Source organism: Paenibacillus sp. VTT E-133291 (assembly GCF_002264395.1).
Lineage (GTDB): Bacteria > Bacillota > Bacilli > Paenibacillales > Paenibacillaceae > Paenibacillus_AQ > Paenibacillus_AQ nitricinens.
In genome coordinates, this window is the sequence record NZ_NFVA01000137.1 from 1 (window position 1) to 11,524 (window position 11,524).

The following is an 11,524-nucleotide window of genomic DNA, read 5'->3' on the forward strand; positions in this document are numbered from 1 at the left end:
AGCCCCATCCGGTATACCGGATGGGGCTACAATGTGCATCAGCTAGCTTAGAATAAGCAAGCTTTAGTGATGATAACCAGCAAGATGAAGAGTACCAGAATAGCTCCTGTTGAAGTCCAAGGGCTACACACCGGACCTACTGCTGCTGGGCTTACTACCGGACCTACGTTACATCCACAACCATGTTCAAATCCCATTTTCAATTCCTCCTAATGATTAATGACTACAGCACAAGATATGTAAAAAGGAGATAAGCCGTTTGGGCGAATTGGCAAACAAATGCTATTCACCTAATGAATTAGGTAGGTGCAGTCGATAAACAGGATATACACAAAGGAGGTGCAATATGGATATAGCCGCGTTATCAGTAGCAATGAGCCAGGCATCCTTAGCTCAAAATGTAGGAATACAAGTCATGAATATTGCCAAAAATCAGGCTGAAACCCAGAGTCAGACGATGGTGGAAATGCTGGGCAAAAGCGTTGCTCCGAATTTAGGAAAAACACTTGATATTAGTGTTTAATTGCATTATGCTAAGGACACACAAGAACACTCGTTCTTATGTGTCCTTATATTTTTACCCTACATAGCCCCTTGGGCTTTTCTTTTGTCTTATTATACGAACATACGATCCTATAATCGATTCTGAATGAGGTGAACGATGTGAATAACATGAAATCCTATTATCAAATGACTGCGCTGGAGAAGTGGACGGAAGATTTATACAAGCGTCTGAACCTTACTCAGCCTTCGCAAATTTCGATTGCTTATATTGCAGAACGGCTTAATATTTGGGTTCATTATTTGGATGTAAGAAGCAAGAGCATCGAAGCATCAGCGGGGATGTACACCATGTTTATTGACAACCGGCTTCCAGCCAGTCTGCAGCGGCTAGAGTTTCTCCATGAGCTCTGTCACCTGCTCCGCCATGGTACGGATCAAATATTGATGCCAGAACATTTCACGCGGGCACAGGAGGATGAATCTGAGCGATTTATTCTTTATGCAGCTATGCCCTACTCCATGATCTCCCGCATGACGTTGCCTGAGCAACGGGAAGATGCAATCAGCTATCTTGCAGCAGAATTTCAAGTACCAAACGAGCTGGCTTTACAGCGGATTGATCAAATTCAAAGACGTGTTTTTCAGGGGCAATTATTGGCCGTGATGGGAAGAAACGAAGAACGATTAACACATATTCAATAATGACTGCGGAGATAATAAGGGAGTCGCAATGAAGGACCATTATTATGGTGGAATTTCTCGCAAGGGGGATCGATATGGAAGCCATTAAAGTAATTGAATTATTGATGACTCATCCAGATTATAACGTAGATGCAGTGCACCCCGAAATTCCGGATTTTGTTGGGATCGAGTCGATTGAAGTGGATCATGAAACGGGAACCTTCTCCATTTTATTGCAAGAACCCAAAGACGACTGAAGCTGATTTGTGTAAGTTCATAATAAAAAGGCAGCAAGTATAGTATACCCAGGCAATTCTTTACCTACGCGGGTTTAACTATCGGCGGGAAATTTGCTGCCTTATTTGTAATAAAACTCTATTAGGCGGATACAAACTGAATCACACCAATAAGAGTTAGAATGAGGAACATACCCACAACTCCCCAAATAATAAACCATAAAATTCGGAGACCTGGTAGCTTGGGACTAGCATGATTCTCTTTTCTTCTTGTTGCATCATTTTCTTCCTCCCTTCTAATGTGTAAATTACAAGATACAATAGATATGACATACCAGTCACAATATATTATCTTATAATATATACATTTTAGCTAAATGGAGGGAATTAATGAAGAAAAGAACAAAAATAATTCTTATTACCTTCGTTATTGTATATGGAGTCGCTTCTTTAGCGCTTCAGGCCTTCCGAAATCATATGGACAATGAAGTGATTCATTATTTGGTAGCCACGAGAGATTATAAGAATGAAGATTTTTATAAAGTACATACCCAGATTAGTAAGGCTCCCGTCGTAAGTACAACGGTGATTTTTGCAGATGAACCTAACGCAAGATACTTTTATCGAAAAGAGAAGGATCGGATTTATCAATATAGCATGGCTCTTGTAAAAGGGTTTGATCCAAAATATACATATAAACATAGTGAGGAGACCCTCCCCTAAAGGGGAACTTCTATTATAAAGGTGCGATAGCCCCAGCAGTCATGATATGGCTGCTGGGCTATCGCGCCTTTTTTTTGATTCTAACCCTTGATCTAGACGCTAACAAATTCTCTCAGGAACATAATGTGACCAAATGCCGTCCTAAATGGTGTTAAAGGTAAAGGGGGCATAGAATCATGCAACGATCCATGACCCGGCCGGGAAATCATGTGATAAAGAGTTACGAAATCTACGCAGATATGCTGTTCCGGATTGCTTTGGTCCATTTAGGCAGCCGCCAAGATGCCGAAGAAGCCACTCAGGATACCTTCATCAAACTGATAGAAAAAGCACCAAAGTTCAAAGACGCTGAACATCAGAAAGCATGGCTGATCCGGGTAATCACCAATCATTGTAAAACATTACTAGGCAGAGGCTGGCGCAAGCGCGAGGTCAAACTGGAAAATGCTGAGCCGATTTCATTAGCCACCCCCGAGGATTTGTCTCTGCTGCAGTTAGTTATGGGGATGCCTATGAAGTATAAAACCGTAATCCATCTTTATTATTACGAGGACTATCCCATCCAGGAAATCAGCAAAATTCTGCAGATTAGTCAGTCTGCCGTAAAGATGAGACTTCAGCGGGGACGGCAACTGTTAAAACTGGAGCTGGAAGGAGTGGAATCACAATGAAAGAAGATCAGTTTCGAACATTATACAAGAAAGCGGTGGATTCTATGAAACCAAGTGAAGAGATGAAAAAAGAATTGATCGACAAACTGGAGCAACAGCAGGAGCGGAAGCGTCCGCGCAAGACGGTTTATATCGCGGCAAGTATCATCCTCGCCGCCGGGATCGGCTTAGCTGCACCTAATATATGGCAGCAGTTAAATAACCAGAGTACTCAGGGGCAAATCGCTCAGGTAACTCCAGGTCCAAAGCAACCAGACAATTCTGGCACAAATGCGTCCGGAGGCATTGTCATTCCCAAGCTGGAACTTCCGGATACCAAATCTGGCGTTATGGCAGATATGATCGCTCTAGTCGTATATAAAGATAACATTTATACACAGTCTGCGACTCGAATCAACGCAGCTGATGCTGCCGCTCTGCGCGGTGACAAGCTTGGTCGTACTACAGGTGGCATCGATGAATGGAGCGGTAAAGACAAATATATTGAGTTAGCTTCTAACATCGGAGAAACGGATATCTATTCCGTAAAGGGCTATGATTCCGATTTCTTGATTATGTCCTATTCGGAAATCAACGGCGAGGTATTCGCCGAACTATATGAGCATACAAACGGGATCACTGTAAACAGCGGCGCTGATCTATTTGGCAAGCTAAATATTGAAGGCCGAATTACTTCCGTACAATGGGAAAGCTTCGACAGTTGGAACAACGGACAGCAGCAGTACACACCGCTCGCTGACGACGAGGCGCTTAATGGCTTCTTGAAGGCACTCCAAGCAGCCAAACCGCTGGCAGCAGAGCCTCTTATCGCGCAAGGCATCTACGACAGCGAAGACCGCAAGGTTCTCTATCTCCAGCTGGAAGACAACGCCCGGGTAGAGCTGACGCTGTTTGGTCAAGGGCTAGTACATTACGGCCAGGCACCTGTATTCTTCGAAGTCGAGTCCGGGGCATTCCAGCAGCTATGGGATAGTATGAAACCATAAGGATGATGGTCGAAAACCGAGAGTACAGCGATTGCGACAACGATTTGTGACAACTTTCCGGACGCTATACCCATTAGAGAAGTCTAGCTAGATACAAAAAAAGAGACGCTGTTGCAAAACCATTTCATGGCTTTGCAGCAGCGCCTTTTTGTGTTAGCTGTATGGTTTGCATTGCACCATGCCAGAATATCAGGTTCTATATAAAAATCCATATATCGCCAAAAATTTTGTGTAGTAGAATGATTTTGTCGATTATATATGTTTAAGAAGGAGTGATTAGATGGGTGCAAAAAATAAAGTGATAGCTGGTGACTATGAAGGTAAAGTAATAATGTCTACTCTTGGAATTGTAAATTTGCACACTGGTTTTTTAAAAACAATCACAATAGACAAAAACACTGTAGAGGATTATGAGATTATGGACGAAACTCATTCCAAAAGTGCTGTGAGTGCTGTGGGAAGAGGATTAGTGGGGGGATTTCTACTAGGACCTGTTGGTTTGCTCGCTGGCCTTTCAGCTAAGAGCAAAGGCGTTCATATCATTGCAGTTCAGTTCAAGGATGGAAAGAAGAGTTTAATAGAGATAGACGAAAAAATTTACAAAGCTTTTTTGAAGAATTGTTTTTAGTGAAAGTACATAGTGTAAAGGGGCCGCCGTTGTAGGTTAATCCTATGATGGCTTTTTTACATATTCAATTTTGCTATGATAACAGGACTCAAAAAAAGGAACGATCACCTTTTACTACTGCTCGTATCACTGGAACTATTGCAAATCTACTCCTTCAGAAGATTTGAGCAACAAAGGACAAAAATATATATTATTAAGTCTATTATTTCAACCCTACTCTCCTTTGAGGCTCGTTAAATCATTTTTAATAAAAAAGAAGCAGATGCGGCTGCGAGATTGGCGGGTGGTGGTAATACACCTAGGTCCAGAGGTAACTTACGGTCAGCTTCCAGGTAGTTTTTACTACGCCCATTATCATACGCATAATAGAGCTGGAGGACATTCTTTCTTTTAAGGAGATATAATGCTAAAACAATTAGATAAGAATTTCAAAGTATCTGGTCTACCATCAAAGTACACCTTAGACCAAGCAGGACAGTTACTTCAAAAAAATTACAATGCAATTGAACTAAGTAAAAATGATTTTAAAAATCTACAAAATGATCCAGACGCAAAGTACGACCACATTGCTAAGTGCTATAAAATAGTGGACACAACATTACTTTATTCAATTTACACCCCGGATGAGAAACAGGATTTGTCTGAAATGATCTTATATCTTAATAGTTTGGTTAACGATAATAGAGGATCGTCAGAAAATTCTGAAAGTGAACTTATGTGGAAAGATATACAAGAAGGAAGACGAATCAATATTGTACTAGAAAGTGTAGATAACAACTCTATATCTTCATTTACTATGCAAGGTCTGTCTCAAAAAATTCTGAATGATTTAATTATATTAAAGGGTATTCCAAATGAATATTGTGAACTGGGCAATCCTCATTATGAATATTACCTGAATGTACTGCATAATGAAGGGAAAATATAATGAACATTTCACTGAACTTAATTTCAGTACTAAATTAATCATATATAAAAGATCCCCCGTTAAGGTTGACGGGGATTTTTTATATACGATTATGCCAAACTTCTTTGAAGATTTTCTTCATTACAGTACTCCTATGTATTAAATTACCTGATCTCATTTTCTCCGCTTCATGTATTTCTGTATTGAAAATCTTCATTGTTCATCATTATAAAAACTCCTTGTACTCAGAACTATCTATTTCTTCGCACCCATCGTTTTTCAACTTTGAAGTCCTTCTTAATTACTTTATTGCTATTCATGTAATTATCCCATGACTCCAGTATAATCCTGGGCTCAGACTCAAGGATATCCTTTGCTTTATCAATCTGCCCTGACTTGAAAAAGTTTATAATTTCTATAAGGTCACTTCTACTATGTAATCTTACGGCGTTATAACTAGCAAGCTCTTCACACGCAGAGGTATATTGATTTGAGGATATTACCATGGACTTCTTTGCCTTGTAATATCTCATGGAACTATAGACCTCTTGAACAGCTCTTAACCCTACTGGATAGGAATAACGCTTTGCCTGAACGACATTTCGAACCCCCTCCCCGTCTGTAAACACCAAGTCAGATCCAAAATCTCTGCCTCTTCTCGTTTTATATGTATCACTATAACCCATGGCCAAAAATAAACGATACAGATATTCTATAAAGCCAGTTCCGTCTTCCATTTGGTCTATTTCTTGGATCGTAATCTTAAGTGGATCAATTACTATACTTTGGGAAGGACAGCTCTTCTTCCTTGATAAAACTTTGAATACAAAAACAGCAGTAATGATAGCAAGAATAACCAACAAAATTATCATTTTTGTCAACCAGCAACCCCCATTAATATAAGAACCTCGCCAATGCCGGCGAGGTTCTTCCAAATTGCAATGCCATTACTTCCAAACCCTATAACCTTAATATAAATTATTTGGAACATTATGTATATATTACCGGTAAGAAAAAGTCCTAGACTACTGTTGGTTTATTGAACTAACAATTCCCGTTAGTTGAACGATCCGAACACCAAATGAATTTGAGCTTTTGTTGTTAACCAACTACAACATTGCCTGAAATTCCTGTAACCTACTAGAAATTGAGATACTATCAGGAAATATTGCAGAGGCACAATTCAGAATTCGGAAGGCGTCTTTCTTATGGCCACTCCACGTTAATGTTTCAGTGATTCGTATAAATTCAAATTCCATTAAATAGTGTTTATCTTGTTCCATCCTCATGATGCGGTGATATTCTTCCATCGCATTGTCTACTCCATTAGATACAGCTAAAGCTGCAACTTTTTGAGCAATAGATCGCTTGATGTGGGTAATGTTCGAACCAAGCAATAGATCAAGAATTGGATAGAGTGCGCTCCCCAGCCAAACATAGTCGCAATTGGTCATAATAGAAACCGCAATGTTTTCATCGGGAAGAAGGAACAGATTGCTCAAAAACCCGGTATCCCATCCTGAATGCGAGATGATGCGCAAACCCTTATATTCTCCCAGAAACCAGCCTAATCCAATCTGTGCATTTTCTTGACCGTAACTAGTTGTTGTATGTGGCTTCCACATTTCATCATAGCTGCTGGATTGTAATAATTGATAGCGATTCCCTGCAGTTCCGCGGTTTTGATGCATTAGCAGATATTGGCACATATCTTCAGCATTAGTATATAAGGTTGAACTGGGGCCATGTGCCCTGTTGTACGGAAACACATCACTAACATAGCCACCATAACCATTGGAAGTACCCAAAACATGAGGTGCAGCTAGATGAGTTTCAATTTCCAGTTTCAGAAAGGAACTGGACCGCATTCCAATTGGTGTAAGAATGTTATTTTTCATATATTCCTCGAAGCTCATTCCGCTAACTTTTGCGATCATGTCTCCCAAAATTTCATATCCGATATTACTATAGGCAAAGTTATCGCCAGGCTCGCTCAATAACTTGTGACGATAAACACCTTTTACATATCTTTCAAGACTTTGCTCATCATATTCCGGACGGTCCCATCCGTAATCTTCTTCATCCGGCATCCCCGAGGTATGGCTCATAAGCTGCCTTATTGAAAGAATGCGAAATCGCTCGTCCTCCATCTTAAAATACGGTAGATAATGGGTTATCGGTGAATCTAGATCTACTTTGCCACGCTCAACTAATTGCATGATGGCTGTAGCAACGAAGGTTTTAGAAACTGAGGCTTGGTGAAATAAGGTACTCCTGATAAGGGGATCACCTGTCGATAGATTCGCTGTTCCATATTCACCAGTAAATAAAATCTGGTTGTCCCTCACTATTCCGACTGCTAAGCCTGGAAACTGTTCATTTTCCACGAAATCTGCTAGCATTTCATGTAACAAACTTCCTATATTCTGATCATTAATCAATTTAACCTCCCCCAAATATTCGGCATCAAACTGTTAAATTCCCTTTAGTAATAGGTTTATTTTACCATAATGCCAATGCTTTTTTTTGGTAGAGAATGATTATACTTATTTATGTATCCTGCCCCTTAGCTTAGTGTCCTCGACAGTCTAGTACCTTTTTCCCTTGTTTATCAAGACCTAGATTTTAGGAAAGTCAGATATAATAAAGGGTTCCACATATTAGTCATGACTAATATGTGGAACCCTTTATGCTTAATTATCGTACTCCGTTAGAATTCCTGTGGAACGAATATTTTAAGTCACATTGTTACTCATGTGGCATCTTGTCCATATCCATATCCATATCCATATACAACACACTGTTCTAAATGGTGTAATAGATGTAAAGTCTTTGGGTGTTCCATTCTATATATTTACCTGACACTCCCATATCTTTTATGTTTTCAGTCATTTTTACTCCTCCTTAAATGCTGATACCTTCATTGTGTTGAATTCATCAACTCATAGTAATATTTAGAGTCATTAGTCTTATTAAGGCTATACCAGGCGTCTAATGTTTTTGGAGAAAACACATCCAAAGCTTTCAAGATGTGTGCAGAAAATTCCAACGGAGCTATTCCAGATGCTGTGATCAGTTTTCCATCAGTTACAGCAGACTCCATTTTGTAATACTTTTCTCCTGTATAAGTGGGACAGATCATTTTAAGGTATTCCAGATCATTGCTTGTATGCCCACGTGAATTCAGCAATCCTGTCTGGGCAAGCCCCATTGTAGCACCACAAATCGCTGCAACCCATATACCTTCCCTTAAACACCTCTCAGCAATTTTTAAGAGGGGGTGGTGAATGGTTTCTGTCCATGTATCTCCACCGGGTAAAATCAATAGATCTGATCTTTCAATGCTGCACTCATCCAATTTGATGTCAGGCAGTATTGTAAGTCCGCCCATTGTAGTTACTGGAGTCTTATCAATTCCCACGGTAACTATTTTTGATGGGGCCAGCCCCTTTTTATAATATCTTCCCGAGTTCAGTTCGGCAGTTAAGTAGCCTATTTCCCAGTCTGCCATTGTGTCAAACACATAAAGATATACCTTATTATTCATTTGCAAGTTCTCCTTATTTTACAATTCATCAAGTGATACCAACCATCCATCGGTAATCAATGATTATCATCATTATAAAATAGCTTCACTGACATCCCCTGTCAGTGAAGCTATTAAAGTTGATAATATTCCATTAACTCCGACACAAGAACAACAAGTTTTCCCTTCAAACTCTGTGGTTCAATTACTTGAATGGATTTCCCGTAGGATAAGAGAAATGAAGGAACATAGGTATGAATTGATGTTTCCTCAAGTAAAAAAATTGCTTGATTTGATGTACGCTCTTTCAGATGATGCCCCAAAAACCAATGCAGGCATAAGTCATCCAACGCCTCTGACCTACCTTCGATAATTAAAGCAATTAACCCGTCCTTGCCGACTAAATCAGGTAATAGATTTTGCAAAAAAAATTCCCGAGCCAAAAAAGCTTCGGAACGCTTAAATATGTTTTGAGTACGCTTGATTTGTAAAATCCGTTCTATCCGAAAGCTGCGGATCTCATTTCTCAGGTGGCAGAATGCAACAATATACCATTTATTGTTCCAGTAAACCATTCCATAGGGATCTATCACCCTAGTCTTGTGTTGATCATCACGGCCTGTGCGATAATCAATTTCTACAGAGAATTCGTTTGCTACAGCTTGCTCCAATTCCACCAATACTGGCTGAATAGAAGGGTCTCCCATACGGTTTATAACTTCAAATCCGGCTAAATGACGGCTGAGAACACTTTCCTGTTCCTGATTCGAATACATTTTCAATTTGGATGTCGCATTACCTAATGCCTCACTCAAAGGGTATCCGGCTTCTTTTGCAAAAACAGCAGCATGAAGAAGTGCTTTTTTTTCTTCAATATCAAATAGCAGAGGTGCTCTGATAAAATTATTCAGCAAGCTATACCCGCCATTATGACCAGTGTCGGATATTATAGGCACTCCACTGGCACCTAGCGCATCAATATACCGATAGACTGTCCTTATATTTATTTCTAGCTTTTCGGATATTTGTTTTGCGGTCATTTTAACGCCCGAATTCAGCATCCATAGGATTGCCAGCATATTATCGTTTTTTGGCATCACATATACCTCATCTTTTATTAGGATCTCTCTAAATTATTAGCTTTGCGAATCGCCTGCATCCCTTTATTCATCAATCTTTCAGTCTTTCAATCCTCAAGTAGCATTTAATGTGTGTCGACTCCCGTAACTTAAACAACAATCTGCAATTTTTATCATTGCTGCTTTTACTCTCAACTCAACTTTCTGCTTACCACAACTTGTGATACAGTTCACCGAGTATGATCTTAAACTATGATGCCCGTTAGCCAAAAAGTGTGACCGCTTGCTTGTTCGGCTAGATGTTTCCGGTTCATTACGACCACATAGATGATTTGCTTCACCGCATCCTTCCCTTTCAACTCCTTGCCTCGCAGCTGCAGCAGTCCACCTATCGAACACTCACGGTTGCAGTAACCATTATCCTAGAAAATATACTGCCAAACTCTCTCATGAGTTCCACGCGATTTCGAAAACTATCACGCCCGATCCATACCTCTCACCCCTTAATAGATTGGTATATTTACTACTGGAACTATAATTGGAACTAACCGTATTAAATGTAAAATTCTTTATGGAGGATGGTTATTATGAATCAAGAAAACTTAAATTGTAAAACTTGTGGAAGTACTACCTTTACTAAAGGTGAAGTGAACGCTGTAGATGCTAGAGTAATCCCGATCGGTAAAACTTTTTCTTTTGGCTCCCCGGTTATATATACATTTTGTAAAAAGTGCGGAGAAGTAGCCTCAATTAGAATTAAAAATCCCGATAAATTTTGAACCTTATAAACTGCCCCTTTAGCATCAAATCTCAGTCGAATGATTATTCCTCACAAACCTAAATATTGTAAATATTAACATTTAATCATAAAATCAAACAAAGGCGGTGTTAACAATGAACTTAGTACAATTTATGTTGTTTGGAATAGGAGCCATTTTCTATTTCTCATTAGGAATCATCATTGTCAAGATATTACTTACAAGAAAATTACCAAGTAATAATTACACTCCATTTGACTACATCACGGCCCATTCTCAATTTGAGTTTCACGATGAGAAAAAAGAAATAGAAGAGAATGCAGACCATGGTGATGATAAGGACAAAAACATCATTTCGTTATCAAAACGAACTTCGCTTCCCTAATGCGCAATATGCGTCGACTGCGTAGCAACTCAGTTTTAACCTCCTGCTAGTGAACCGACTGTACTTGTGCAAAAAGCAAGAGTCAAAAAAATTAGATTCCACCATCAGCGACAGCGACATACACATCCATTATTCTAGTTGGCGATCGGAATAAATCCAAAAGTAGCTGCGGAACGACTGGCGACTGGGTATGACTCCAGCGATGTTCAACGAACGATATTCACACCTTCTCCCGATCATGCAAGAAGAAGCCGTTGACAAATAGAAGCGGAACTGCAAAAATATGCTGAAAAACAACTCGAACCTGTGGATAAATCATTCTCGTTAGCAAATTCGTTAGCAAACTTAAAATCCCGGCCTTTCCCCATCCTATTTTCTTTATATCACTAATCCTACAGACAGCAAAAAAACCTTACAAAGTAAGGGTTTTTGATAAGTGG

15 protein-coding genes are annotated in these 11,524 nt (G+C 39.6%); 10 read left to right on the forward strand and 5 right to left on the reverse strand.

The annotated features are described in order from the left end of the window. Positions 1-47 precede the first annotated feature (47 nt). On the reverse strand, positions 48-197 hold the full coding sequence (locus tag CA598_RS32480; protein WP_179281775.1) for a hypothetical protein: 150 nt from the start codon (positions 195-197) through the stop codon (positions 48-50). 149 nt (positions 198-346) lie between these two features. Between CA598_RS32480 and CA598_RS29650 the strand changes: the two genes are divergently transcribed. The 8 genes from CA598_RS29650 (at position 347) to CA598_RS29680 (ending at position 5,357) form a co-directional block, all read left to right on the forward strand. Next, on the forward strand, positions 347-523 hold the full coding sequence (locus CA598_RS29650; protein ID WP_094874632.1) for a YjfB family protein: 177 nt from the start codon (positions 347-349) through the stop codon (positions 521-523). 149 nt (positions 524-672) lie between these two features. Next, positions 673-1,206, forward strand: coding sequence for an ImmA/IrrE family metallo-endopeptidase (locus tag CA598_RS29655; RefSeq protein WP_094874642.1), 534 nt, complete (start codon positions 673-675; stop codon positions 1,204-1,206). A 74-nt stretch (positions 1,207-1,280) separates the two neighbouring features. Continuing rightward, positions 1,281-1,442: a hypothetical protein gene (locus CA598_RS32485; protein ID WP_170880221.1), complete on the forward strand. Its 162-nt coding sequence runs from the start codon at positions 1,281-1,283 to the stop codon at positions 1,440-1,442. A 369-nt stretch (positions 1,443-1,811) separates the two neighbouring features. Continuing rightward, positions 1,812-2,144, forward strand: coding sequence for a hypothetical protein (locus CA598_RS29660; protein WP_094878797.1), 333 nt, complete (start codon positions 1,812-1,814; stop codon positions 2,142-2,144). A 176-nt stretch (positions 2,145-2,320) separates the two neighbouring features. After that, on the forward strand, positions 2,321-2,815 hold the full coding sequence (locus CA598_RS29665; RefSeq protein WP_094878798.1) for an RNA polymerase sigma factor: 495 nt from the start codon (positions 2,321-2,323) through the stop codon (positions 2,813-2,815). Beyond that, positions 2,812-3,801 (forward strand): hypothetical protein, encoded by a 990-nt coding sequence (locus tag CA598_RS29670; RefSeq protein ID WP_094878799.1) that lies wholly within the window; start codon positions 2,812-2,814, stop codon positions 3,799-3,801. The genes CA598_RS29665 and CA598_RS29670 overlap by 4 nt, the downstream gene beginning before the upstream one ends. Before the next feature lie 280 nt (positions 3,802-4,081). Beyond that, complete coding sequence (locus tag CA598_RS29675) at positions 4,082-4,429, forward strand: hypothetical protein (RefSeq protein WP_094874636.1); 348 nt, start codon at positions 4,082-4,084, stop codon at positions 4,427-4,429. A gap of 403 nt (positions 4,430-4,832) precedes the next feature. Then, entirely contained in the window at positions 4,833-5,357 is a 525-nt protein-coding gene (locus CA598_RS29680; protein WP_094874637.1) for a hypothetical protein, read from the forward strand. Positions 5,358-5,587: 230 nt separating this feature from the next. Here the strand turns inward: CA598_RS29680 and CA598_RS29685 are convergent, their stop codons facing one another. The 4 genes from CA598_RS29685 to CA598_RS29700 all read right to left on the reverse strand — a co-directional run bounded on the left by CA598_RS29685 (position 5,588) and on the right by CA598_RS29700 (position 9,959). Beyond that, complete coding sequence (locus CA598_RS29685; RefSeq protein WP_094878804.1) at positions 5,588-6,208, reverse strand: restriction endonuclease; 621 nt, start codon at positions 6,206-6,208, stop codon at positions 5,588-5,590. A gap of 237 nt (positions 6,209-6,445) precedes the next feature. Beyond that, positions 6,446-7,777, reverse strand: a complete 1,332-nt coding sequence (locus CA598_RS29690; RefSeq protein ID WP_094878800.1) for a serine hydrolase domain-containing protein — start codon at positions 7,775-7,777, stop codon at positions 6,446-6,448. Between the two features lie 479 nt (positions 7,778-8,256). Beyond that, entirely contained in the window at positions 8,257-8,883 is a 627-nt protein-coding gene (locus CA598_RS29695; RefSeq protein ID WP_094878801.1) for a type 1 glutamine amidotransferase family protein, read from the reverse strand. A gap of 113 nt (positions 8,884-8,996) precedes the next feature. Further along, positions 8,997-9,959, reverse strand: coding sequence for a helix-turn-helix transcriptional regulator (locus tag CA598_RS29700; protein WP_094878802.1), 963 nt, complete (start codon positions 9,957-9,959; stop codon positions 8,997-8,999). 569 nt (positions 9,960-10,528) lie between these two features. On the opposite strand from CA598_RS29700, the gene CA598_RS29705 reads away from it, so the two are divergent. Continuing rightward, entirely contained in the window at positions 10,529-10,720 is a 192-nt protein-coding gene (locus CA598_RS29705) for a hypothetical protein (RefSeq protein WP_094878803.1), read from the forward strand. Positions 10,721-10,835: 115 nt separating this feature from the next. Further along, a complete protein-coding gene (locus CA598_RS29710) occupies positions 10,836-11,084 on the forward strand; it encodes a DUF3951 domain-containing protein (RefSeq protein WP_256990704.1) in 249 nt (82 codons plus the stop codon). Positions 11,085-11,524 lie beyond the last annotated feature (440 nt).